The 24,238-nt window shown below is 71.7% G+C and carries 16 protein-coding genes; 7 read left to right on the top strand and 9 right to left on the bottom strand.

Annotated elements, in window-relative coordinates; all coding sequences use genetic code 11:
- Positions 1-41: 41 nt before the first annotated feature.
- From IPM45_03845 to heR, 3 genes are all read right to left on the bottom strand, one after another.
- Positions 42-1,616, bottom strand: coding sequence for a cation:proton antiporter (locus IPM45_03845; protein ID MBK9178702.1), 1,575 nt, complete (start codon positions 1,614-1,616; stop codon positions 42-44).
- A 173-nt stretch (positions 1,617-1,789) separates the two neighbouring features.
- The gene (locus IPM45_03840; protein MBK9178701.1) at positions 1,790-2,641 is read right to left on the bottom strand and encodes a hypothetical protein; all 852 of its coding nucleotides are present in this window, start codon (positions 2,639-2,641) and stop codon (positions 1,790-1,792) included.
- A gap of 57 nt (positions 2,642-2,698) precedes the next feature.
- Positions 2,699-3,478: a heliorhodopsin HeR gene (gene heR / locus IPM45_03835; GenBank protein ID MBK9178700.1), complete on the bottom strand. Its 780-nt coding sequence runs from the start codon at positions 3,476-3,478 to the stop codon at positions 2,699-2,701.
- Positions 3,479-3,945: 467 nt separating this feature from the next.
- Between heR and IPM45_03830 the strand changes: the two genes are divergently transcribed.
- The 4 genes from IPM45_03830 to ppk2 all read left to right on the top strand — a co-directional run bounded on the left by IPM45_03830 (position 3,946) and on the right by ppk2 (position 10,735).
- Positions 3,946-5,553: an MFS transporter gene (locus tag IPM45_03830; protein ID MBK9178699.1), complete on the top strand. Its 1,608-nt coding sequence runs from the start codon at positions 3,946-3,948 to the stop codon at positions 5,551-5,553.
- A gap of 82 nt (positions 5,554-5,635) precedes the next feature.
- Entirely contained in the window at positions 5,636-7,351 is a 1,716-nt protein-coding gene (locus IPM45_03825) for a SulP family inorganic anion transporter (GenBank protein ID MBK9178698.1), read from the top strand.
- Between the two features lie 109 nt (positions 7,352-7,460).
- Positions 7,461-9,746 (top strand): LuxR family transcriptional regulator, encoded by a 2,286-nt coding sequence (locus IPM45_03820; protein MBK9178697.1) that lies wholly within the window; start codon positions 7,461-7,463, stop codon positions 9,744-9,746.
- Between the two features lie 221 nt (positions 9,747-9,967).
- A complete protein-coding gene (gene ppk2, locus IPM45_03815; GenBank protein MBK9178696.1) occupies positions 9,968-10,735 on the top strand; it encodes a polyphosphate kinase 2 in 768 nt (255 codons plus the stop codon).
- Positions 10,736-10,789: 54 nt separating this feature from the next.
- On the opposite strand, the gene IPM45_03810 is transcribed toward ppk2, so the two are convergent.
- From IPM45_03810 to IPM45_03795, 4 genes are read right to left on the bottom strand one after another with little or no spacing between them, the layout of a single operon-like run.
- Positions 10,790-13,456, bottom strand: a complete 2,667-nt coding sequence (locus IPM45_03810) for a glucosidase (GenBank protein ID MBK9178695.1) — start codon at positions 13,454-13,456, stop codon at positions 10,790-10,792.
- A 23-nt stretch (positions 13,457-13,479) separates the two neighbouring features.
- Positions 13,480-14,415, bottom strand: a complete 936-nt coding sequence (locus tag IPM45_03805) for an SMP-30/gluconolactonase/LRE family protein (GenBank protein ID MBK9178694.1) — start codon at positions 14,413-14,415, stop codon at positions 13,480-13,482.
- Between the two features lie 2 nt (positions 14,416-14,417).
- The gene (locus IPM45_03800) at positions 14,418-15,464 is read right to left on the bottom strand and encodes a glucose 1-dehydrogenase (protein MBK9178693.1); all 1,047 of its coding nucleotides are present in this window, start codon (positions 15,462-15,464) and stop codon (positions 14,418-14,420) included.
- Positions 15,461-17,212, bottom strand: coding sequence for an FAD-dependent oxidoreductase (locus IPM45_03795; GenBank protein MBK9178692.1), 1,752 nt, complete (start codon positions 17,210-17,212; stop codon positions 15,461-15,463). Before IPM45_03795 ends, IPM45_03800 begins: the two co-directional genes overlap by 4 nt.
- A 75-nt stretch (positions 17,213-17,287) precedes the next feature.
- Between IPM45_03795 and IPM45_03790 the strand changes: the two genes are divergently transcribed.
- Complete coding sequence (locus IPM45_03790; GenBank protein ID MBK9178691.1) at positions 17,288-19,570, top strand: LuxR family transcriptional regulator; 2,283 nt, start codon at positions 17,288-17,290, stop codon at positions 19,568-19,570.
- A 121-nt stretch (positions 19,571-19,691) separates the two neighbouring features.
- Here the strand turns inward: IPM45_03790 and IPM45_03785 are convergent, their stop codons facing one another.
- Positions 19,692-20,723 (bottom strand): alpha/beta hydrolase, encoded by a 1,032-nt coding sequence (locus IPM45_03785; GenBank protein ID MBK9178690.1) that lies wholly within the window; start codon positions 20,721-20,723, stop codon positions 19,692-19,694.
- A 226-nt stretch (positions 20,724-20,949) separates the two neighbouring features.
- On the opposite strand from IPM45_03785, the gene IPM45_03780 reads away from it, so the two are divergent.
- A complete protein-coding gene (locus IPM45_03780; GenBank protein ID MBK9178689.1) occupies positions 20,950-22,089 on the top strand; it encodes a hypothetical protein in 1,140 nt (379 codons plus the stop codon).
- A 24-nt stretch (positions 22,090-22,113) separates the two neighbouring features.
- Here IPM45_03780 and IPM45_03775 read toward each other — a convergent pair whose 3' ends face one another.
- Complete coding sequence (locus IPM45_03775) at positions 22,114-22,710, bottom strand: oleate hydratase (protein ID MBK9178688.1); 597 nt, start codon at positions 22,708-22,710, stop codon at positions 22,114-22,116.
- 394 nt (positions 22,711-23,104) lie between these two features.
- On the opposite strand from IPM45_03775, the gene IPM45_03770 reads away from it, so the two are divergent.
- Positions 23,105-24,205: a DUF222 domain-containing protein gene (locus IPM45_03770; GenBank protein ID MBK9178687.1), complete on the top strand. Its 1,101-nt coding sequence runs from the start codon at positions 23,105-23,107 to the stop codon at positions 24,203-24,205.
- Positions 24,206-24,238: the final 33 nt, after the last annotated feature.

The raw sequence follows: 24,238 nt of genomic DNA, 5'->3' as shown, positions 1-24,238 counted from the left end.
ACCTCGCGCCGCGGCCACCTGGAGGATCTCGCGCGTGCCATTCACGGCGCGCTGGCTCTCCCGTCGCCCGAGGGCGGGATCCCGATGAGGCGCGGGGCCAACCGCTCGACCACCGGCTCGACGAATCGGGTCGCCAGGGGACCTGCGACGGCGAGCAGGAGCACGTAGGCGGCGGCCAGCGTGCCCAGCTCGGGTCGGGCGCCGCCAGCAACTGCGATGCCGGCGATCACGATGGAGAACTCACCTCGGGCGGTCATCACGGTGCCGGCGCGAAGGCGACCTCGGGGGCCGATGCCGGCGCGCGCCGCGGCCCACCAGGTCGTCGCCACCTTCAGCGCGCCAGAGGCAACGGCCAAGGCCAGTGCCGGGACCAGGACGCCGGGCAGGTCCCGCGGGTCGATCTGGAAGGTGAACACGATGAAGAAGGCTGCCGCGAACAGGTCGCGCAACGGCCGCACCAGCTCGGTGCCCTGACGTGCCACCGCCCCGGACACGGTGATGCCCACCAGGAACGCGCCGATGGCGCCCGACACGTTCACCAGCTCGGCGAGGCCGGCGATCAGCAGTCCCACACCCACGATCCCGAACAGCAGGACCTCGTCGGAACGGCTGGCCAGGACCCGGCTGACCGGCTCGCCGAAGCGCAAGGCGGCCGCCAGCACGACGACCACGGCGACGATGGCGACCGCTGTGGTCGCCGCGGTGTCGGCCGCCGATCGGTTCAGGCCGATCCCGACCAGCACGGGCAGGTAGAGCGCCATCACGAGGTCCTCGATCACCAGCAGCGACAGGACGGTCGGGGTCTCCCGGTTCCCCAAGCGCCCGAGATCGGCAAGCACCTTGGCGATGATCCCGGACGAGGACACGTAGGTGATACCGCCCAGGGCGATGACCTCTTCGAGCGACCAGCCGGCCAGCAGCCCGGCGGCCACCCCCGGCGCGACGTTGAGGAGGTCGACAGCACCTGCGGCCGCATTGGTGCGCAGGTTCGCCACCAGCTCGTCGCTCGAGTACTCGAGCCCGAGCATCAGCAGCAGCAGCACCACGCCGAGCGTGGCGGCGACGTCGAGGAAGCCCTCCGAGGCCGACAACCCGAACACCCCGCCCTCACCGAGCAGCAGACCGGCGACGAGGTAAAGGGGGATCGGGGACAAGCCGACGCGGCTCGACAGCCGCCCCAGGACAGCCAGGGCGAGCAGCAGCCCACCGAGCTCGATGAGGGCCGGGGCGGCTTCCTGGCCGGCGGCGAAGACCACCGGCTCAGATCCCCAGGAGCTCGGCGGCGGCTCGGAGTCCCTCGGCGGTACCCACCATGACGACCGTGTCGCCCGGGCGGAGCTCGTCCTCGGGCCCGGGGGCTGGCTGGGCCTCGCCGTCCCGCAGGATGGCCACGACCGAGACCCCGGTGCGGCGGCGCAGCTCCAGCTGCCCGATGGTGCGCACGGGTACGTCCCTCGGGAGTGGCAGCCAGTCGACGGCCAGACCGGCGATGAGGCTGGACAGGCGATCGAGCTGCCCGGCGACACCTTCGGCGCCGAGCGCCTCGGCCAGCGCAAGGGCCTCCTCGGCGGACAGGTCGACCCGGGAGGCGACGGCGTCAGGATCCCGTTCGTCATAGACGAGCAGCTCCCGACGCCCCGAAGTCCGGGCGATCACCCCCACCCTCGGACCTGACCGGCAGAGGAAGTCGAACCGCACACCGACCCCGGGCAACGGCGTCTGGTGGATCTCGGGCATGCCGGCATTCTGTTCGCTCGGCGCCTCAGCTGTCGGCCCTGAGGGGGCGGGATCAATCCTCGGCCATGTCGGCTCCGTCGAGGCGACGGCGGATGTCGCGCAGGTTCGCGATCCGCTGGAGCACGGTGGGGATCTGGTCGAAGCCCCCGATGTACGACCAGACATAGGCGATGGTGGCGAAGATGGCGCCCGCCTGCGCCTCGGTGCTGGTCGTGCTGACGAGGGCGAACACGGCGAGGCCGGCGGCGATCAGCTGGAACACCCCCCAGGTCGACGCCTCGGCATCGGAGAGCCGGATCCAGTGCGAGGCGAGGGTCCCGAAGTGACGGTGGACGTCGTCCACCGAGCCCTGCTCGATCACTGTGACCTCCACCTCGAGCACGTCGTTGAGCCGGCGATAGACGTGCCGCGACCGCCGGACGAGCCGGAGGTTGAGCATCGCGACCGGGGCCGCGACGGCGGCAGCAGCGAGCCCGAGGATCGGGTCGTAGAAGAAGATCATGACGAGCGACCCGACGACGGCGAACCCCGCGGTGATCGAGACGTCCACGTCGCGCTCCAGGAAGTCCACGTACTCGCCGGCCAGCGCGGCCCGGGCCACGACGGTCGACGTCGGGATGCCCAGGTCCCGGTGCTCTTCCACGAGATCGGTCGCCATGTCGGTGTAGAGGCGGTTGAACGAGCGAGTGTCGTAGCGCTGGCGGGCCACGCTCAGCACCGTGTGCGCCAGCCAGATCAGCGCGAACACGATGACGCCGCGCCACTCGTCGTCGAGCAGGTCGTCGACGGCGAGGCCGATGGCGAAGGGGTAGAGGAGCTCGAAGGTGTTCTCGAGCACCACGGCCACGTAGGTGACGGCCAGCTGGCCGCGGTGGCGGCGGAGGTGGGTCGACAGGAGGCTCACGGCAGGCAATCTCTCACCGGCGGCGTCGGCGCGACGCCCGACGCCGATGGGTCGGTGTCAGCTCAAGGTGCCGGCGAAGACCTGCCACGCCAGTGCGCTCTTCGCGACCAAGCTCAACACGAGGTACGCCTTCTCCCCGTAGAGGTAGGCGGCGAAGCGTCCGCGTCGGCGGTACTGCAGCCACTGGTTCAGTGCGAAGCAGTTGAACAGCACCAAGAGCGACACGAAGATCCCGTACACGAAGCCGGGTACGCCTTCGGCCTCCGTTGTCGCCAGGACGAGAGCGATCGTGATGCAGAGCCAGGGAACGACGCCGGCGACGCAGCCGAAGGCGAACGGCCACCAGGTGACGTCGTCCCGGTTCTGGTTGACCCGCTCCATGAGCAGGCCGAACAGGATCATCGCCGCGTTCACGGAGAACAGGCCGATGAGCGCGTAGACGTTCGTGATGCCGGGGAGCATGGCGATCAGGACGATCATCACGGAGGCACTGATCGAGTACTCGACCCACCGTGCGTAGTTGATGTTGCGCTGGAGGTTGCGCTCGTACCACCCGACGACGGCTGGGCTTGCCATGAGGAGATGGTCGACGGCGGCGAGCAGGAGAAACGCGGCGATGGCCCAGGAGAAGCGGACCTCGAAGAGGGTCTTCTCGACGGTGAGAGGGGTGCCGGGCGGACCTGTCTGGACGGGGGCGACGACAGGGATCGCGAAGCTGTTGCTGAGGAGCAGGATCAGTGCTGCTTGCCCGAGATGCACGAGCCCGACGCCGATGTTCCAGGTCCGCAGGTTCGCCAGCCGCCCGGTGTCTGGTGAGGGATCCGCGACCGAGGTCACACCCCGACCCTAGGCGGTGGCGTTGACCCCCTGCTGTGGACAGCACGTCCCAGGACACCGCCCGCGACCGGCTCTGATCCGCGGCGTGCGAGCGCAGCCCCCGGGATGATGACGCGCTCGGCACCTGCCCGATGGCGAAGCTGGCGATGCTTACGATGAGCCGCATGATCTCCGTCGGGTCGGCCAGCTCACCCTCGGCCGCCTGCCGGAGCGACGGGCCCTCGGTTCGTGGTCTTCGTCAGCCGGGCGCGCCGCGGTGTGGCGTCCAGCGTCTCGCCGGACGGTGCCGCAGGCTTCGCTCACATCGGGTGATGACCCTCGGTCCGTTCCGGGCTGGGATCGGGGCGACGGGAAGGAAGCCTCGCGGCGAGTGCCCAGCGACTCAGCAACGCAGCGCCGGCGTCCCTGATCGGAGGCAGAGGATGAGCCGATCGTCGGTCGGGACGCCGGCCCCGAGGAGGTGACGGATGACGACGGAACCCGGTCAGCCCGAGGTCGTCGACCCTGAGGAGGCCAGCGGCGACCCGCGCCTCGCCTTGTTGCTGGCGATGGCGATGTTCGTCCTCGTGGTGGACACGTCCATCATGAACGTGTCGATCACCGCCGTGGCGACTGATCTCGACACGTCGGTGAGCAGCGTCCAGTCGGCCATCGCGCTCGAGGCGCTGGTCTCGGCTGCATTCATCCTGATCAACAGCAAGGTCGGCGACCTCATCGGGCGCAAGCGCGCCTACGTGCTGGGGCTGCTGGCCTATGCGATCGGCGCATCGGCGATGACCTTGACCCAGAACATCGCTGCCGTCGTGGTCTGCTGGGCGATCATCGGTGGGCTCGGTGCCTCGCTGCTGCTGCCGGCGATGCAGTCGCTCATCCACGGCAACTTCGAGGGTGCGGCGCGCAAGAAGACGTACGCGCTCGTCGGGGCCTCGGCCGCGGTCGCCGCTGCGATCGGCCCGCTGCTCGGGGGCTTCGTCACGTCGTACCTGTCCTGGCGCGTCGGCTTCCTCCTCGAGGTCCTGGTCATCGCGATCGTGCTGCTCAACATCGGGCGCGTCGCCGACGTGCCGTTCACGGGTGACCGCAGGATCGACACGGTCGGTGCGGTGCTGTCCGTCGTCGGGATGGGTGGTGTGGTCCTCGGCATCCTGGTCTGGCAGGAAGGCGGCGAGTTCGTGGGGCTGCTGATGGCCATCGGTGCCCTTGCCCTCGCCGGGCTCGCTCGGTGGCTCGTGCGACGCAAGCGCGAGCGCAAGGTCACGCTGCTCGACCCGGACCTGTTCAAGATCGCCAACTTCCGGGTCGGTGCCCTGGCGATGGTCTTCCAGCAGACCGCCCTCGGCGGCGCGATGATCGCGCTGCCGCTCTACCTGCAGGTGACGCTCGAGTACGACGCCATGAAGGCCGGCCTGTCGCTCGCGCCGTTGTCGCTCACCATGTTCGCCGTTGCGGTGGTGGCGGGGAAGAAGGCGGGGGAGCGACGGTCGAGCAGCCTCATCCGGGCGGGGTTCGGGTTGGCGTTCGTCGGCATGGCGGCGATCATCCCGGTGATCCCCCGCGGCGAGTCCGGCTGGGCGCTCCTCGTCCCGCTGCTGATCGCCGGCAGCGGACTCGGCCTCCTGGTCTCGCAGCTCAACAACTACATCCTGGGCCCCATCGAGGAGGAGCGGGTCAGCGAGGCCGCCGGGGTCAACTCGGCCGGGCAGTCCTTCGGGCTGTCGTTCGGACTGGCGATGGCGGGTGGGATCCTGCTGGCCACGCTGTCGCTGAGCTTCGTCCACATGACCGAGGCGAGTGACGTGATCCCACCGCAGGATCAGGAGCGCATCGCCACCGCGCTCGAGGACAACGCCCAGCTCGTCAGCACCACGCAGCTCGAGGAGCTCCTCGCCGACGAGCCCGACGCGATCCAGGAGGAGATCATCGGCATCAACTCCGATGCCGGGAACCTCTCCCTCCAGGTGGCGATGCTGGTGCCGGTGCTGGCCTGCCTCCTCGGGCTCCTCAACTCGTTCCGCATGATGCGGCTGCCCGACTTCGAGCCGTCGGCCTCCGCGGAGGGGCTCCTCGGCGGCTGACGCCCGACTGCGGTCGTGCCGCGGCGACCGCCCCCCGGATCGGCCTCGTACCGATGACGACGCGAACAGCGGTGGTGGGTCCATGAGCCTCGAACGCAGCGATCCGCACCTCACCGGGCTGCAGGGTCACGTGCCCGGGATCGTCACCGTCCGGACGTACGAGCGGCGCTGGCTGCGTTCCGACATGGTGGCCGGGATCGTGCTGGCGGCCATCCTGGTGCCCCAAGGCATGGCGTATGCCGAGCTGGCCGGGTTGCCGCCGGTCAACGGCCTCTACACGACCATCGCCTGCCTGGTGGGCTACGCCCTCATGGGTCCGTCGAAGATCCTCGTGCTCGGTCCCGACTCGTCGCTCGGGCCCCTGATCTTCGCCGCCATCACCCCGCTGGTCGTGGCGGGTGACGATCCGGCCACCGCCATCGCCCTTGCCGGGATGCTCGCGATCCTGGTCGGCCTGATCGAGATCGGTCTGGGCGTCGGCAAGCTCGGCTTCGTCGCCGATCTGCTCTCCAGCGAGGTCCAGGTCGGGTACATGAACGGCCTGGCGATCACCATCATCGTGGGGCAGCTGCCCAAGCTGTGCGGGTTCTCCACGGATGCCGACACCTTCGTGGAGGAGGTGCGTGAGCTGGTGGCGAACCTCGACGAGCGCAACACCACGGCGCTCGCCGTGGGGCTGGCGACACTCGCCGTGCTGCTCGTGCTGCCTCGCTTCTCCCGCAAGGTCCCGGCGGTTCTCGTGGCCGTGGTCGGCGCCACCGCCGCCACCGCCATCTTCGACTTCGACATCGGTACGGTCGGCACCCTCCCCGGAGGGCTCCCCACGCCGGAGGTCCCGTGGACCGACCTCGGCGACGTGGCGTCGCTGCTCGTCGCGGCGGTCGGCATCACGCTCGTGTCGCTCACCGACACCATCGCGCTGTCCACCTCGTTCAACGCCCGACGCGGCGAGGAGGTGAAGCCGAACCAGGAGATGATCGGGATCGGGACGGCCAACATCGCGGCAGGCTTCTTCCAGGGGTTCGCCATCTCGTCCAGCAGCTCCCGCACGGCCGTGGCCGAGCAGTCGGGTGCCCGGACCCAGCTCACGGGGGTCGTGGGCGCTGGTGTCGTGGTGCTGCTGCTGGTGCTCTTCAACGGTCTCCTCGCCGACCTACCGAACTCGGCGCTGGCCGCCGTGGTCATCTCCGCTGCGATCTCGCTGGCCAACGTCCCGGTGCTCGTCCGCGTGTGGAAGGTGCGGCGCTCGGCGGTGGTGCTGTCGGTGGTGGCCAGCCTGGGCGTCGTCTTCTTCGGTGTCCTCGAGGGCATCCTCGTCGCGGTCGTGCTGTCGATCCTGCTGTTCTTCAAGCGGAACTGGTGGCCCCACGGCGAGGTGCTCGGCCGGGTGCCCGGCCGAGAGGGCTGGCACAGCGACAGCCGCGGCGACCGGTTGGTCGAGCACCCCGGTGTGCTCGTGTTCCGGTGGGAGGCGCCGCTGTTCTTCGCCAACTCGGGCATGTTCAGCCAGCAGGTGCGCCAGCTGGTGAAGGCGCGCCGGCCCACCTGGGTGATCCTGCAGTGCGAGGCCATCACCGACATCGACGTCACCGCAGCCGGGATGCTCCAGCGGCTCGACAGCCAGCTCAACGCCCAGGGCGTCCACCTCGCCTTCGCGGAGATGCGGAGCCGTCTGCACGACCTCGTGCGCGACTACGGGCTGTACGAGACCCTCGATCGGGGCCACTTCTACGGCTCGATCGAGGAGGCGCTCGCCGACATCGACCCCACACCGAGCGAAGGGGCGCCGGAGCCATGAGGGCCCCGGCTGCGCCGGCAGGACCACGCCCCGGTCCTCCGGGGCCCGCGTCCCACGCCGTCTGATCTCCGACGCGGTCACGAACCGGGCGGCGCTACGGTCGAAGCCGATGGGTCGCGTGGGAGGCAGGAGGCCCGCCGGCGACGACGGGTCGCCGGCACCCGAACCCGTCCCGGCTGACGTCACGCAGGTGCTGCTCGAGGCCAAGCTCGGTCCGCCGAGGGCCCGTGCGGGCACCATCCCACGCTCTCGCCTCATCGACGCCCTCCGGTCGAGCGTCGCCTGCCCGCTCGTCGTCATCAGCGCGCCCGCGGGGTTCGGCAAGACGACCGTCTTGGCGGACTGGGCCGAGCAGGACGACCGGACGTTCGTGTGGGTGTCCCTCGAGCGCGGCGACGGTGAGCCGGTCGCGCTGCTCACCCTGCTGGCAACGGCCGTCGCCCGGGTCCGTCACGTGGACCCTCGGCTCTTCGATCACCTCGGCTCACCGGGCATCTCGGTGCTCGGCCGCGTCGTCCCGCGCCTGGTCGCCGCCCTGCGTGCGCCGGGCGACCCCGTCGTGCTCGTCCTTCGCGGCGCCGAGGAGATCACGTCGCGGGTCAGCCAGGATGCCGTCGACCTGCTCGTCGACCAGCTGCCGGCCGGAGTACAGGTCGTCGTCACCGGTCGCCGGGCGGTCTGGCTGGCCTCCGGCACCCGACGGTCCGGAGGTGCTCTTCTCGAGCTCGGACCGGCCGACCTGGCGTTCGACGTCGAGGAGGCCTGCGCGCTGTTCGAGGCCTTGGGTGTGGGGCTTCCCGCGGCGGAGGTGGCCAGCTTGGTCACGGCCACCGAGGGATGGGCGGCCGGGCTCTACCTCACCGCGCTCGCGCTGCGGGCGGGGTGCGCCGACCAGATGTCGGCGCACCCGCCGCACCTCCACCCCTTCGTCTCCGAGTACGTCCGTACCGAGGTGCTGTCGCAGCTGGCGCCCGGCGCCGCTCGCTTCCTCCGACGTACGGCGGTGCTCGACGTGATGAGCGGGCCGCTGTGCGACGCCGTCCTGTGCTCGTCGGGCTCGGCCGGGCGCCTCGAGTCCACGTCGCGCTCGAACCTGTTCCTGGTGCCGCTCGACGACCGTCAGGACTGGTACCGGATGCACTCCCTCTTCCGTGCGGTGCTGCTCGACGATCTCGTGCGGCGCGAGCCGGGCCGGGTCTGCGAGCTCCACCGTCGCGCGGCCGACTGGTGGGAGGCGCACGGGTCCGTCGAGCGGGCGATCCACCACGCGCTCGCGAGCGGGGATCCCGAGCGCAGCGCCAGGCTCGTCGCGGACCAGATCGTGCCCGCGTACCTTGCCGGCCGCCTGCCGCTCGTCGAGACGTGGCTGCGCGAGATCGGGGAGTCGAGGATCGAGCGGGACGCGTCCCTCGCCGTCCTGGCCGGCTGGGTCGCGGCCCTCGACGGACGTCCCGTCGACGCCGCGCGCTGGGCCGATGTGGCGGACCGCGCCGAGCCGCCGGCCGAGAGGGCTGCCTGGTTCGAGTCCGTGCGGGCCATGCTCCGCGCCGCGATGTGCCCGAACGGCATCGCCGCGATGAAGGACGATGCGCAGACCGCGGTCCGGATCGAGCCCGTCGGGTCGGTGTGGCGGCAGGCGGCGGTCGGCCTCCTCGGCGTCGCTCACCTCCTCGGTGGTGACACGGCGACCGCGGAGCGGTACGTCGATCAGGCCGTCGACGCCGCCGAGGCGTCGGGTGCCCGTGTGCCGCTCGTCCGATGGCTTGCGCACCGGGCGCTGCTGCTGATGGACCGCGGCCACTGGTCGAGAGCGGCCGACGACGTCGAGCGTGCCCTGGCCGTCGTCGACGCGGACGGGCTCACCGAGTACGAGACGAGCGCACTCGCCTACGCGGCCGCCGCTCGTCTGGCCCTGCGCCGGCGCGACGCGGAGGGCGTGCGGGTGGCGCTCGGACATGCCATGCGTCTGCGACAGCTGACCATGTGGGCACTCCCGTGGCACGGCGCCCTGCTGCGCCTCGAGATGGCTCGCGTCCTCCTCGCCATCCCTGATCCAGGGGGTGCGAAGGTCCTCCTGCGAGAGCTGGACCAGATCCGGCGCCACCGACCCGATCTGGGCGTCCTGAACGTCCGGATGGAGGACCTCCGCGAGCGCCTCCGAGACCTCCGCGGCCACGGCACCGTGTCGACCCTCACGGCGGCGGAGCTCCGGCTCCTTCCCTACCTCCAGACGCACCTCACGCTCGCGGAAGCGGGGCAGCGCCTGTACGTGTCGCGGAACACCGTGGCATCCCAGGCCAGCTCGATCTACCGCAAGCTCGAGGTCTCGTCGCGGGGCGAGGCGGTGGCTCGGGCCCGCCAGATCGGGCTGCTCGAGCCGAGCTCGCTCGAGTGACGAGCCCTGGGCCGGCTCACCCACAACGAACGAGGCGGCCCGATGCAAAGGGAGGGACCCTCGAAGGGGCTCCGACCGCTCCACCGAGATCAACCGAGGTGAGTCCTGTGGCCAAGACCAAGAAGAAGGGCAGCAAGAGGGACAAGGAGCGCCCCGACCGGAAGGCCGCGGCCAGGGTCGGGTCTCCGACCGAACCGACCGACGCCGGACCACCCCCGAAGATGAAGGAGAAGGAGTACCAGAAGGAGCTGCGACGCCTCCACGGCGAGCTGGTCGCCCTTCAGGAGTGGGTGAAGGCCACCGGCGCCAAGATCTGCGTCGTCTTCGAGGGGCGAGACACCGCCGGCAAGGGCGGCACGATCAAGGCGATCACGGAGCGGGTCAGCCCTCGGGTCTTCCGGGTGGTGGCACTCCCGGCCCCGACCGATCGCGAGAAGTCCCAGATGTACGTCCAGCGGTACATGTCCCACTTCCCCGCCGCGGGCGAGGTCGTCATCTTCGACCGGAGCTGGTACAACCGGGCGGGTGTCGAGCGCGTGATGGGGTTCTGCACGCCCGAGCAGACGCAACGATTCCTCGACATGGCGCCAGCGGTCGAGAAGGCGATGGTCGACTCGGGGATCATCCTCGTGAAGTACTGGCTCGAGGTGAGCCCCGAGGAGCAGACCCGGCGGCTCGAGAGCCGCATCAACGACCCCCGGAAGGTCTGGAAGCTGTCCGACATGGACCTGCTGTCCTACAGCCGGTGGTTCGACTACTCGCGGGCCCGCGACGACATGTTCCGAGCCACCGACACCGCCTGGGCACCCTGGTACGTCGCCCGGACGGACGACAAGAAGCGCGGCCGGCTGAACATCGTCACCCACCTGCTGGGCCTCATCCCGTACGAGCCGCTCGCACCTCGGGACACCACGCTGCCCAAGCGCCAGAAGGCGGGTGGCTACGTCGAGCCCGAGCTGCCGCTCCGCCACATCGCCACGCCCTTCTGACGGAGAGCCAGACGGTCGGCGCGTCGATCCACAGCGCCTCGACCTCGACCGGGGTCACCGCTTCCTCCCGCCGGCGTCCGGGTCGAACGGGTCCGGCCGGCAGATCAGGTCGGCGACGAGCCCCGTCCAGCCGGTCTGGTGCATGGCCCCGAGTCCGGCGCCGTCGTCGCCGTGGAAGTACTCGTTGAAGAAGATGTTGTCCCGCCACCGGGGATCGTGCTGCAGCTTGTCGACCCAGCCGTGGCAGGGCCGTCGTCCGTCGGGGCCGCGCAGGAAGAGCGAGACGAGTCGCCGGCGCAGGTCCTCGGCGCAGTCGGCCAGCTCCAGCTCCTGGCCGCTGCCGGTGGGGTACTCGAACAGGGCGTCGTGGCCGAGGGCCCGGGCGTTGCGCTGCAGGCTGCGCAGGATCAGGTAGTTGGTGGGCATCCACACGGGGCCTCGCCAGTTCGAGTTGCCGCCGAACATGCGGGTGGTCGACTCGGCCGGCTCGTAGTCGACCGACACGATCGTGCCGGCGAGATCGGCAGACGCCGGGTGGTCGGCGTGGTACCTCGACAGCCCGCGCAGGCCATGGGGCGAGAGGAACTCGTCCGGGTCGAACACGCGGGTGAGCACGCGCCGCCCGTCGCCGGGCGGGATCACGCCGACCACGAGCACCTGGCCGTCGGGGCTGGCGACCACCCGCCCCCGACCGGTCACCATCGTCTCGGGGTCGAAGCGGTCGAGGTACCGGGCGAAGCGCTTCCGCAGCGTGCCGATGGGACCGAGGACGTCGGGGCCGAGGACGACCGTGGCGAGCAGCGGGAGAACGCCGACCAGGGACCGGACCCTGATCGGGATCTGCCGGCCGTCGTCGGTGTGGAACACGTCGTAGAAGAAGCCGTCGTCGTCGTCCCACAGGCCCTCGGAGTGCATGGCGTCGACGATCAGGACGAAGTGCTCGATGAACTTGATCTCGACGTCGGTCCAGGCGTCGTCGGTCTCGGCGAGGTACTTGGCCATCTGGAGGAGGGTGAGGGCGTAGAACGCCATCCAGCTGGTGCCGTCGGCCTGCTCGAGGCGCCCCCCCACGGGCAGGTGCGAGCGGTCGATGGCGCTGATGTTGTCGAGGCCCAGGAACCCGCCGGAGAAGACGTGGTCACCCTCGGGGTCGATGCGGTTGACCCACCACGTGAAGTTGAGGAGCAGCTTCGGCAGCAGGCGGGCCAGGAAGCGGTGGTCGCGCCGGCCGTCGACGTCCCAGACGTGGAGCGCCGCCCAGGCGTGCACCGGCGGGTTCACGTCGCCGAACTCCCACTCGTAGGCGGGCAGCGCGCCGTTGGGGTGCTGGAACCACTCCCGGCACAGGGCGATGAGCTGGTACTTGGCGAACGCCGGGTCGACGTGGGCGAGGGCGATGGTGTGGAAGGCGAGGTCCCAGGCGGCGAACCACGGGTACTCCCAGGGATCGGGCATGGACAGGATGTCCCTGGCGTCCATGTGTGCCCAGGCGGTGTTGCGCCCGGACCGCCGCTCGGGTGGGGATGGCGGCTGGGTGGGGTCTCCCTCCAGCCAGCGCTTCACGTCGTAGCAGTAGAACTGCTTGCCCCAGATCATCCCGGCGAAGGCCTGGCGGGCCACGAGCCGTTCGTCGTCGGAGACGCCGTCGGGGATCACCTCGGCGTAGAACTCGTCGGCCTCCTTGCGCCGGTCGGCGAGCACCTCGTCGAACCGCTCGCCGAACGGGGCGGTCGGTGACGGGGGCCGGAGGCGCACCCGCACCACGAGGGTCTCGCCCGGCCCGGCCTCGAGGCGGTACCAGGCCGCGCACTTCGTCCCCGTGCCGTCGGGGTCGACCGTCGGGGCGCCGCTCACCACGTGGTCGTTGATGCCGTCCTTCGGGTGCGCCGGCGACTGGTCCGATCCATGGAGGAGCCGCACGTTCGTCTCGTTGTCGCAGAAGAGGAGCGACGGTGCGGTGCCGTCAGGGGCGCGGTCGACCTCCCAGACGAGGTCGCCGAGCCTCGGGTGCTCGACGGCGACGCGATCGGATCCGGTGCCCCGCAGGGTCGGGCGTTCCCGTCCGGGGTCCCAGGCCCAGGTGTTCCTGAACCACAGGTGGGGGAGCACGTGCAGGGTGGCGGGCGCGGGACCGGCGTTGGTGACGCGGATCTCCATGAGCAGGTCGTACGGATCGGCCTTGGCGTGGGCCACGTCGACCACCCAGTACCGGTCGTCGTCGAACACACCCGTGTCCATGAGCTCGTACTCGGGCTGGTGCTGGTCGCGGCGGGCGCTCTCGGCGACCAGGTCGGCGTAGGGGAACTCGGCCTGGGGGTAGTGGTAGCGCCACTGCAGCCAGGCATGGCTGGGCAGTGCGTCGAGGTACCACCAGTACTCCTTCACGTCCTCGCCGTGGTTGCCCTCCGGGCCGCTCAGCCCGAACATGCGCTCCTTCAGGATCGGGTCCCGACCGTTCCACAGGGCGAGGGCCATGCACAGGCGCTGCTCCACGTCGCACACGCCGGCCATGCCGTCCTCGCCCCAGCGGTAGGCGCGCGAGCGGGCGTGGTCGTGCGGGAAGTACTCCCAGGCCGAGCCGTGTGCGCTGTAGTCCTCCCGCACGGTGCCCCACGCCCGCTCGGAGACGTAGGGGCCCCAGTGGTACCAGGGCGTGGCTTCGCGGAGCCCGTCCTCCGGATGCCCGAACGACTCGACCCTCGTCCGCTCGGCGCTCGGCATCGGGTGCTCCTTCCCGTGGTCTGTCAGGTGCTCGGACGGAGGACGTCGGACCACCAGGTGGGATCGGGGACGAAGGGCGCCGCCGGGACGCCGCGGGCGCGGGTCTCCATCCGGTACACCAGCCCCGCGGCCGGGTCGCCGCGACGCTCCTCGTCGCTCCAGCCCTCCGTGGCGGTGGTCACGTACAGCCGGTGGAGGCCACGTCCGGCGAGCGCGCAGCACGTGCTCTGGCGAGCCGGGACCGGGTACGTGTCCTGGAGCACGCCCTCGGGTGTGTAGCGCTGCACGCACCCGCCCCCGTAGATGGCCACCCACAGGTCGCCGGCGGCGTCGAGCAGCAGGCCGTCGGGCGCTCCGAGGCCTTCGGGCACGGTGATCAGGATGCGCCCGGCCGAGATCGCGCCGCGCTCGGGGTCGAAGGCGAAGGCGAGCACGACCCGCGGGCCGCTGTCGACGAGGTACATGGTCTGGCCGTCGGGGCTCCACCCGATGCCGTTGGGGATGGTGAGGCCGTCCAGCACCGTGTCGACGTGGCAGGTGCCGTCGAGCCGGTGGAGGGCGCCCCCTCCGGCGTGGTGGTCGTCGGCCAGCGTCCCGGCCCAGCACCGCCCCCGGGGGTCGCAGGCCGCGTCGTTCATCCGTGCGCCCGGCCCCACGACGTCGGCGACCGGCCGGGTGGTGCCGTCGGGTGCCAGGTGGACGAAGCCGGCGCCGGCGGCGAGCAGCCAGCCGTCGTCCCCCCGGATCGGGCTGATCGCCCCGACCGTGGTGGGCAGCTCGTAGCGGCGCACCGGGTGGAGCGCACCGTCGTCGTCGACGAGGTCCCGGTAGACGCGCCCGGCGAGGATGTCGACCCGGAGCAGCTCGCCGCGGCGGGCGTCCCAGCGGGCTCCCTCGCCGAGCTCGGTCTGCTCGGTGGTGCAGGCGACCGCCCGACGGTCGGGTGCCTCGCGGGGCATCGTCAGCCTCCGAAGTCGACGACGACCTTGATGTCGTCGGGCGAGCGCGTGAGCGCGTCGGTGATCTGCTCGGGCGGGACCCGACGGGTGATCAGCTGCGCCAACCACTGGGGGTCGGCGGCCGCGAGCGCCCGCGACGCCCGGTAGAAGTGCCGCCGGTTGGCGTTCACCGACCCGACGATCACGTTGTTCTGCAGGACCACCTCCCTGGCCAGGTCGGCCGGCGTCGTCCCACTGGTCGCGCCGCCGCTGCCGACCCCGGTGAGGCAGACCACGCCGCCCGCGCCCACCTGGCGGATCGAGTCGATGATCACCGGCCCGACGCCCGTGCACTCGATGATCACCTCGGGCTCGAGGTCGAGGTCGGCGACGCTGCCGGCGTGGTAGGTGGCGCCGAGCGCCCGCACGAGGTCCGGCTTGGCGCCCTCGGCCATCCGGTCGAGGACGTGGACGTCGAGGCCCAGCTCGGCGCCGATCATCGCGGCGAGCAGCCCGATCGGGCCGGCCCCGGTCACCAGGACGCGACGGGGGACCCAGAAGGCTCGTGCCCGCATCGCCAGGACGAGCTCCCACGCCTTGGTGACGACCGTCGTCGGTTCGAGCAGCACGCCGAGGATGCCGAGCGACGGGTCGACCTTCGTGAAGTACCCGGGCTCGATCCGCCACCGCTCGGACATGAAGCCGTCGATCTCCTTGATGCCGCGCTCCGTGTACAGGCCGTTGCGGCACATGTCCCACTCGCCGACGGCGCAGTTCGGGCAGGGCACGGGGTCGGGACGCCGGACGATGGCGACCACCAGGTCGCCGTCGTCGACACCGCTGTTCCCACCCGTGTCGACGACCCGCCCGAGCGACTCGTGGCCGAGGATCAGCCGGTCACGGCCGGGCGGCGCCCAGCCGTAGGCACCCGAGGCGATCTCGCCGTCGGTGCCGCAGACACCGACGGCGATGGCCTCGACGAGGATCGAGCCCGTGCGCTCGTCGGGCTCGGGGACCTGCTCGTAGCGGACGGAGCCCGCCACCCCCGGTTGGACGGTGACGGCCTTCACGGCGTCGCTCCCCGCGTCGACCCGGCGGGCGCCCCGACGAGGATGGCGCGGGAGAGCATCCCGCCCGAGCGCACCTTGGCGTCGAAGCCGTGCTGCCGCAGGATCCTGGTCGCGTAGTAGGCGCGCTGCCCGGAGCGGCACAGGACGTGGATCTCGCGGTCGGTGGGCAGCTCGGCGAGACGGGACCGGAGCTGAACGAGGGGGATGTGCACCGCCCCCGGCACCTGCTCCACCGCGAGCTCGGCCGCCTCGCGCACGTCCAGGACGAACTCGTCGTCGGCGCCCCAGTGGCTCACCGGCAGGTCGCCGCGCAGGACGCCGGCGGCAACCATGCCGGCGAAGTTGACCGGGTCCTTGGCGCTGCCGTACGGCGGCGAGTAGCACAGCTCCGCTTCCTCGAGGTCGTACACGCTCGCGCCGAGCTGGATGCCCAGGGCGAGGTCGCTGATGCGCTTGTCCACGCCGTCCTCGCCGACGGCCTGCGCTCCCAGGACGCGGCCGTCGGAGGCGCGGAACAGCACCTTCATGGCGATCGGCTTGGCACCCGGGTAGTAGCCGGCATGGGAGTTCGGGTACAGGTAGACCTTCTCGTGGTCGGTGTCGCCGAGCCGCTGGAGGGTCTTCTCGTTGACGCCCGTCCAGGCCACCGTGGCGCCGAAGAGCCCGACGATGGCGGTGCCCTGCGTGCCGCGGAAGCGCGAGTCGCGGCCGGCGATGACGTCCGCTGCGATGCGACCCTGGCGGTTCGCCGGCCCGGCGAGGGCCATCAGCGTCCACTCGCCGGTGACGGCGTCCCGGACCTCGACGGCGTCGCCGACGGCGAAGATGTCGGGGTCGCTCGTGCGCATGTGCTCGTCGACCCGGATGCCCCCGAGGCTGCCGATCTCGAGCCGGGCCGCCCGGGCCAGCGTGGTGTCGGGCCGGACGCCGAGGGCGAGGATCACGAGATCGGCGGCGTACCGGTTCCCGGCCTGCGTGGAGACGACGAGCGTCTCGTCGTCGGCCTGCTCGAACCCGGCGACCCCGTCGCCGAGGACGACCCGCACCCCGTGGAGGCCGAGGAAGTCCGCCACGAGGCGGCCGTACTCCTCGTCGAGCGGGGCGAGGACCTGGCTCGCCATCTCGATGATGATGACGTCGAAGCCGCGGTGCACGAGGTTCTCGGCCGTCTCCAGGCCGATGAACCCGCCACCCACCACCAACGCGTGCTTGCGGGGTCGCACCGTCTGGAAGCCGGAGTAGCGCTCCAGGCCGGCGAGGAAGCTCGTGCCCCGCTCGATCCACTCGCGGATCGCTCGGGCGTCGGGCACCGTCCGGACCTGGAAGATGCCGGGCAGGTCGATGCCGGGCAGCGGTGGCCGGATGGACGCGGCACCCGGTGACAGGACCAGCTTGTCGTACGTCGCCGTGCTCGTCTCGCCCGTCGCCACGTCTCGCAGCTGCACCGCCTTCTCCGCGGGCGAGATCCCGACGACCTCGCAACCGGTGCGGCAGTCGACGGCGAACTGCTCGCGGAACACCCGCTCGCTGGCCACCAGCAGGCTCGACTCGTGCTCGATCACCCCCCCGATGTGGTAGGGGAGCCCGCAGTTCGCGTACGACACGTACGGACCGCGCTCCACCATCAGGATCTCGGCCTGCTCGTCGAGCCGGCGCAGGCGCGCCGCACACGAGGCGCCGCCGGCCACTCCACCGACGATGATCACCTTCACGGGGTCCAGTGTCCGGCCGGCATCGGGCGGCCGCATCATGCGCGTCGTGTGACGTCGGCCGGCGGTCCGGGCCAGATGGCGCGGTGAGGTGGGAGTACCGTCCTGGGCCCGATGGACACCGACCGGGCGACGAGGAGCGTGTCACGGGGCGGCATCGGGGTGTCGGCCGACGTCACCGAGGCGCTGCGCGGGGCGAAGCTCAGCCCGCCGAGGGTACGGCCCGGCACCGTCAGCCGACCCAGGCTCGTGGACGCGCTCGTCTCGCGTGCCTCGCTGCCGCTCGTCGTCATCTCGGCGCCGGTCGGGTTCGGCAAGACCACCTTGCTCGCCGACTGGGCCGACGTCGACGACCGCGCGTTCGTGTGGGTCACCCTCGAGCCGGGCGACGGTGACCCGGTCTCGCTCCTCGCTCTGGTCGCTGCCGCCGTCGCCCGTGTCCGCCCGGTCGACCCGCGGCTGCTCGCCGACCTCCGCTCGCCCGGCGCCTCGGCGCTCGGTGGCACCGTCCCCCGCCTGATCGCCGCCGTCCGGTCGCCGGGTGAGCCGTTCGTGCTCGTGCTCCGCAACCTCCACGAGGCCACGGCGCGCCTCGGCCACGACGCGATCGACCTCCTCGTCGATCACCTGCCCTCTGGGGTGCAGGTCGTCGCGGTGAGCCGCCGGGCGGTGTGGCTGGCGTCGGCGGTGCGACGGTCGCGGGGCGAGCTCTTCGAGCTCGGACCCGCCGATCTCGCCTTCGACGAGGGTGAGGCCCGGCTCCTCGTCGACGCGGCCGGCGTCGACCTCGCAGCGGACGAGCTCCGGCGCCTCGTGCAGCTGACCGAGGGGTGGGCGGCCGGGATCCAGCTGAACGTCCTGGCGATGCGATCGGACCGTGCCAGCGGGCGGCGTCTCGATCTGTTGTCCCCGCATCCGTTCGTCTCCGGCTTCGTTCGCGCCGAGGTGCTGTCGCGGCTGCCGCGTGACACCGTGCGCTTCCTCCGGCGCACCGCCGTGCTCGACGTGATGACGGGGTCGCTGTGCGATGCCGTCCTCGACTCCACGGGCTCGGCCGGGTATCTCGCCTCGATCTCGCGTTCGAACCTCTTCCTCACGCCGTTCGACGACCGGCGGGACTGGTACCGGGTGCACTCCCTCTTCCGGGCCGTCCTGCTCGACGAGCTGGTCCGCCGTGAGCCGGATCTCGTCCCCGGGCTCCACCGCCGGGCTGCCGACTGGTGGGAGGCGAACGGGCCCGTGGACCGGGCCATCGCCCACGCTCGGGCGAGCGGCGATCTCGACCGCACCGCGCGGCTCGTCGCCGATGAGATCCTGCCCGCGTATCTCGCCGGTCGTCTGCCGCTCGTGGAGACCTGGCTTCGTGAGATCGGCGAGTCGACCATCGAGCGCGAGCCCTCGCTCGCCGTGCTGGCCGGCTGGATCGCAGCGCTCGGCGGCCGTGCGGTCGACGCGACGCGCTGGGCGGAAGCGGCCGGCCGGCTCGTGCCGCCCGGCGACGGCGGCGACGAGGCTGCCTGGCTCACCTCGGCTCGCGCCATGCTCCGCGCCGCGATGTGCCCGCACGGGGTCGCGGCGATGGCTGCCGACGCCGAGGTGGCCGTGGGGATCGAGCCGGTGTGGGGGGTGTGGCGCACCGTGGCGGTGGGCCTGCTCGCGGTTGCCCGGTGGCTCGATGGCGACGACGCCGGCGCCGAGCTGCTGCTCGGCGACGCCATCGAAGCCGCTGAGGCGTCCGGTGCCAGCGTCCCGCTCACCCGATGGCTCGCGCACCGGGGAGTCCTGCTCATGGATCGCGGTGACTGGACGACAGCCGGCGAGGACCTCGATCGAGCGCTGGCGGCCATCGACGCCACCGGTCTGACCGAGTACGGCGCGAGTGCGCTGGCGTATGCCGCGTCGGCTCGCTTCCACCTGCACCACCGCGACGTCGAGGCCGCTCGGGTGGCGCTCGAGCGCGGCATGCGCCTGCGGCCACTCGCCACGTGGGCAATCCCGTGGTTCGCGGTGCTCGTGCGTCTCGAGATGGCCGATGCCCAGCTCGCGCTCGCCGAACCGGGCGCAGTGAGCGTCCTGCTCCGGGAGCTCGACGACATCCTCCGTCACCGGCCCGACGTCGGGATCCTCGACGAGCGCGTCGAGTGGTTGCGCGAGCGGCTCCGGCACGTGCGTGGCGATCGCATCGTCTCGACCCTCACGGCGGCGGAGCTCCGGGTGCTTCCCCATCTCCAGACGCACCTGACGTTGGAGGAGATCGGCGAGCGGTTGTGCGTGTCGCGGAACACGGTCAGCTCGCAGGCCGGCTCGATCTACCGCAAGCTCGGCGTGGCCTCGCGGGGCGAAGCCGTCGCCCGGGCGCGCGAGATCGGCCTCCTGGCGCCGACCACCCTCTCGTGAGCGCTCCCACCGCCCGTGTGCGTCGTCGACATCGCCAGCCGGCCCTTGTCGCCGGCGGTCGACGATCGGGCCACAGGGGCGTGCAGCTCCGGCCACGAGAGGGGTCGCAGGTTCCCGAGCGTCAGCCGTCGAGCACGGTGCCGAGCCAGGCGATGGTCGGGGTGAGGAGCGTCCCGTCGAACTGGGCGTCGGCGTGTGCTGCGCCGGGAAGGATGGTGAGCTGCGGGCTGGCGCCGGCCTCCGAGAGGGCGTCGGCGAGGATCTGTGACTGCTGGTAGGCGACGTTGCAGTCGGCGTCGCCGTGCGCGATCGAGAACGCGGGGAGATCGGTCGCGGTGGCGATGTAGGTGATCGGGTTGGCCTGCGCGACGGTGTCGGGCACGGTCTGGATGGCGGCGCCCATCCAGGCGGACTCGGGCGAGCTGGCGGGATCGTGGCTCTCCGGGTCGGTGCAGCCGCCGCCCGAGGCGGCCTGGGCGTCCATCTGCAGGAAGTCGGTCGGCCCGTACCAGTCGACGACCGCCTGCACCGCGCTCGACACGTCGGCGTTGCCGAGGGCGGGGTCGTCGAGCACGGTGGTCTGGTCGCCGCTCGTGCCGATCAGGGCGACGAGGTTGCCTCCGGCCGATTCTCCCCAGGCCGCGAACCTGTTCGGGTCGAGGTTGTACGCGTCGGCACTGGCCCGCAGCCAGCGCACGGCCGCCTTCGAGTCCTGCGCGCCGGCCGGGAACAGCGCCTCGCCGGAGAGCCGGTAGTCGAGGCTCGCGACGGCGTAGCCGGCGTCGAGCAGTGGTTGCACCTTGCCGCCGACCATGGCCTTGTCGCCTCCCTTGAAGGCGCCACCATGGATGTAGATGACGAGGGGAGTGGCGGCGGTGGCGTCGGTCGGGAGCCACAGGTCGAGCACCTGCGACGCCGACGTCGAGGCGTAGGCGAGGTTCGCGTAGGTCGGCGTGGGGGCCGTGCCGAACGAGCCACCGCCCGGGTCGGGGCGGGACGGCTCAGGTGCGGTGGTCGCCGTCCCCGAGCTGGTATCGAGGGTGGCGGTCGTGTCGGCCGACCCGTCGTTGCCGGTGTCGTCGTCGCCGCAGGCGGCGAGCAGCAGGGTGGCCGCGAGGACGGCGGGGAGGAGGAGTCGGGAGGTCCGGTTCATGGGGGCGCTCCTGCCGGTTGGACGACGCCAGCATCCGCGAGAGGAGCAAGCGCCGTGCAAGGCGGAGGTTAGGACCGCGGAAGAACCTGCGTTCCGGACGGAGTCGCTGCAGGGCGCTCCTGTCGACCACCCTGACGGGACCTCGGCGGTCACGTGGCGAGCCGCGGGCTGGGGCTCACGGTGCGCCAGTTGGCCGCCGCGCCGGCTCCGGTGTTCCATGGGGCCCATGGCGAACGGCTTCCCGGTCATCCTCGTCCACGGCCTGTTCGGGTGGGGCCCGGGCGAGGTGGCGGACTTCCCGTACTGGGGTACCGCTCGGTCGGTGCCGTGCCCGCTCCCTCGCCGAGAAGCGAGCGTCGGGCCGATCAGCAGCCTGCACGACCGGGCCTGCGAGCTGGCCTTCCAGCTGAAGGGCGGGCGGGTCGACTACGGCGCCCGCCACGCCGCGCGCGCCGGCCACGACCGCTACGGCAGGACCTACGACGGCGATGCCGTGCTTCACCCCACCTGGTCGGCCCGCCAGCCGGTGCACCTGGTCGGCCACAGCATGGGCGCACCGACCATCGTGCTGCTGCAGCAGCTCTTGGAGGAGGACGCCTTCGGGTGGGGTTCGAGCCACCGTTGGATCGCCTCGATCAGCTCGATCTCCGGGGTGCTGAACGGCAGCACGGCCACCTACTTCCTGGGCTGCAGCGAACGCACCGGGCGGCTGCGGCCCGACACGGTGGGGGACTACCTGGCTCACGCCGTCGAGCTCACCCTGCGGGCCACCGGCAGCCTGTTCGACCGGTTCTACGACTTCGATCTCGACCATTGGGGGCTCGGCACCCACGATGGTGAGCCGTTGGACGCCTACGTGGCCCGCATCGCGTCGTCCCCGATGTTCCTGGGGAAGGACAACGCCGCGTACAGCGTGACCATCCAGGGTCTCCTCGAGCAGAACGCCCGCTGCGGCACCTACCGCGGCACCTACTACTTCGCGTACGCCACCGAGCAGACCTTCGACGGGTTGCTGACCGGGCACCACTACCCCGAGCCCGACATGAACCCGTTCCTCGTCCCGACGGCGTTCTACCAGGGACGCAAGCGCTTCGACCGGCCGTTCTACCCGGGGTTCCGCTCGGAGGACTGGTGGCCCAACGACGGCCTGGTGTCGGTGTACTCGCAGCTGTTCCCACGCACGGCCGGTCACCATCGCGTCGGTGGGGTCATCGGCGACGCGATCTCCTTCCGGCGTGGCCGCTGGTACCACCAGGTGCTCGACGACGTGGACCACATCGACATCGTCGCTCTGCCCCAGCTCGACCAGATCGGCCGGCAGAAGGCGTTCTACCGCGGCCTGTTCGCCAGGCTCGCCGCCCTCTGACACATCACGTGACGGTCGGCACCGCTACCCGAGGACGAACCTCATGGTGCCGACCAGGGCGTTGGGGTGGTCGAGTCCCTGGTACGTGGGTGGGATCGGCTCGGGGAGCCCCAGCAGGGTGTCGACGGCGATCCTCGCCGACTGGACCGCGTACTCGACGGTGTAGACGACGTTGTCGGGGATCTCGCAGTACTGGCCGACGAAGGCGAGGTTCGTGGTCCCGGCGGGGACGACGCTCGGGCGATCGCCCTCGGCTCGGGGCATGAACTGGCTCGTCGTGTACGGCAGCAGGCAGGGGATGCAGCTCGGCGTGGCGAGGAGCGCCGGGGTGTCGGCCTGGAAGCCGAGGTGCGAGAGCACCTCGACGAGGATCTCCTCGCCCGTGCACTGCCGCATCGTCTTGGGCACGTGGTCGCCGACGCGATCGGGGAACAGCCCGTAGCCCCACCACACGGAGACGCCCTCGGGCTCCCCGGCGTAGGCCGGCGGGTGGCAGAGGTGGAACGTCAGCAGCCAGCTCGAGCCCTTGAGGGTGCCCCGGCCGGCGTCCTCGTCCGTCGTGGTGCAGCCCGCAACGGCCGAGCACCCGACCAGCTGCTGCGTCGTCGTGAACCACCCCATGACGACGGTGCGCCGTCCCGGCGGCAGTCGGGAGGGGCCAACGGCCCTTCGGGGCCGGGCGAAGGGTGGTGCATCGCCGAGGGGCGGCTCGCTCCCTCCCGCTCAGAGCTGACCTGCCGGCCGCGGAGCAGGTGGCGTGGCCCGGGGGTTGGGTCTTGACATCGAACTGGTGTTCGATGTAGGATGTATGTACTTCCCTGATCGCCGGGTTCGCCTGGCCTGTCGTGCGGCGTCGGCGCGGGGAGGTGTGGCCATGCCGAGCGGGTTCGGTTCGAATGGGTCTGGTGTGGGCGGGTCCGGTGTGGGCGGGTCCGGTGTGTCGTCGGGTGGTCCGGGGGACGAGCGCCCGGAGGACCGGTGGGCTCGGTGCTCGCTCGACGAGCTGACCGATGCCGTGCGTCAGCTCGACGCAGCGGTGCAGGTGCTGCAGCGGGAGAAGCTGGCGGCGGTCGCCGAGCTGGCCCGGCGCGACGGGCACCGTCAGGACGGGTGTCTCACCGCGGCCGATTGGCTGGCAGGCATGACCCGTTGCGCACGGGCCTCGGCCGTGGAGCAGCTGCGGGTGGCAGAGCGGTTGGCCGAGCTGCCCCGGCTGGCCGACGCCCTCGCCGAGGGGCGAGTGAGCGTGGATCAGCTCGCCCAGCTGGTCCGGTTCGCGGCTCCGGAGACCGACGCCGACTGGGCGCGTGAGGCGCCCGGGCTCAGCGTGGAGCAGCTGGCCCGCCTGGCCGCGGCGGCCACGCCGGTGCCCCACCGGGAGCTGGTGGAGGTGCGCCGTCGCCGCCACCTGCGCCTGCGGCCCCGCGGCCAGGCGGTGGGGGTGAGCGGCCTGCTCACCGCTGATGCCGCGGCGGCGGTGGCGGCCGTCCTGGAGCGCCTGGCGGGTGAGGTGCCGGCGGAGGCGGTGGAGGGGTGCGTCGATCGGATGGGCGCCCGGTGGGCGGACGCCCTGACCGAGCTGGTCTCGCTGCGTGTCGCCGACGTGTCGGACGGGGCGAGGGCGACAGTGGTGGTGCACGGGTCGGCCGGGCTGCTGACCGGTGAGGGTGGCGGTGTGGCCACCCTGGAGGACGGCACCCCCGTGGCCGACGCCGTGTTCCGCCGGCTGGCCTGCGACGCCCACCTGGAGGTGTCCGCCGACGACGCCTGGGGCAACCCGGTCGGGTTGGGGCGGGCCAGTCGTCACCCCAGCCCGGAGCTGCGGCGGCGGGTCCGGCACCGTGACCAGGGCTGCCGGTTCTTCGGCTGCGGGCGGCGCCGGTGGGGCCAGCTCCACCACAACCGTCGGCTGTGGTCGCAGGGTGGGCTCACCAACGACGACGAGCTGATCTGGGTGTGTGGGCACCACCACCACCTGTGCCACGACGACGGCTGGCAGGTTCGCGGTGATCCCCGCGGGCCGGTCGAGACGGTCCGCCCCGACGGCACCGTCGTGGGCACCACCACCCCCGGGCTGCGCACCGACCTCAGGATGCAGCTGTTCGGCCAGCCATGAGCGGCCTCACCAGCCCACCCCGGCTCCGCCGCG

The sequence above is a fragment of the Acidimicrobiales bacterium genome, from assembly GCA_016716005.1.
Taxonomy (GTDB): domain Bacteria; phylum Actinomycetota; class Acidimicrobiia; order Acidimicrobiales; family JADJXE01; genus JADJXE01.
The sequence above is the reverse complement of the archived record's forward strand: the minus strand, read 5'-3'. Positions and strand labels throughout refer to the sequence as shown.

Excerpts from the sequence above, each read along its gene's own strand:
- IPM45_03775 (MBK9178688.1), bottom strand. The coding sequence starts at position 22,710 with ATGGGGTGGTTCACGACGACGCAGCAGCTGGTCGGGTGCTCGGCCGTT.
- IPM45_03845 (MBK9178702.1), bottom strand. The coding sequence starts at position 1,616 with ATGACGAACGGGATCCTGACGCCGTCGCCTCCCGGGTCGACCTGTCCG.
- IPM45_03790 (MBK9178691.1), top strand. The coding sequence starts at position 17,288 with ATGGACACCGACCGGGCGACGAGGAGCGTGTCACGGGGCGGCATCGGG.
- IPM45_03820 (MBK9178697.1), top strand. The coding sequence starts at position 7,461 with ATGGGTCGCGTGGGAGGCAGGAGGCCCGCCGGCGACGACGGGTCGCCG.
- IPM45_03825 (MBK9178698.1), top strand. The coding sequence starts at position 5,636 with ATGAGCCTCGAACGCAGCGATCCGCACCTCACCGGGCTGCAGGGTCAC.
- IPM45_03795 (MBK9178692.1), bottom strand. The coding sequence starts at position 17,212 with ATGCGGCCGCCCGATGCCGGCCGGACACTGGACCCCGTGAAGGTGATC.
- IPM45_03785 (MBK9178690.1), bottom strand. The coding sequence starts at position 20,723 with ATGAACCGGACCTCCCGACTCCTCCTCCCCGCCGTCCTCGCGGCCACC.
- IPM45_03810 (MBK9178695.1), bottom strand. The coding sequence starts at position 13,456 with ATGCCGAGCGCCGAGCGGACGAGGGTCGAGTCGTTCGGGCATCCGGAG.
- IPM45_03780 (MBK9178689.1), top strand. The coding sequence starts at position 20,950 with ATGGCGAACGGCTTCCCGGTCATCCTCGTCCACGGCCTGTTCGGGTGG.
- IPM45_03830 (MBK9178699.1), top strand. The coding sequence starts at position 3,946 with ATGACGACGGAACCCGGTCAGCCCGAGGTCGTCGACCCTGAGGAGGCC.
- ppk2 (MBK9178696.1), top strand. The coding sequence starts at position 9,968 with ATGAAGGAGAAGGAGTACCAGAAGGAGCTGCGACGCCTCCACGGCGAG.
- IPM45_03805 (MBK9178694.1), bottom strand. The coding sequence starts at position 14,415 with ATGCCCCGCGAGGCACCCGACCGTCGGGCGGTCGCCTGCACCACCGAG.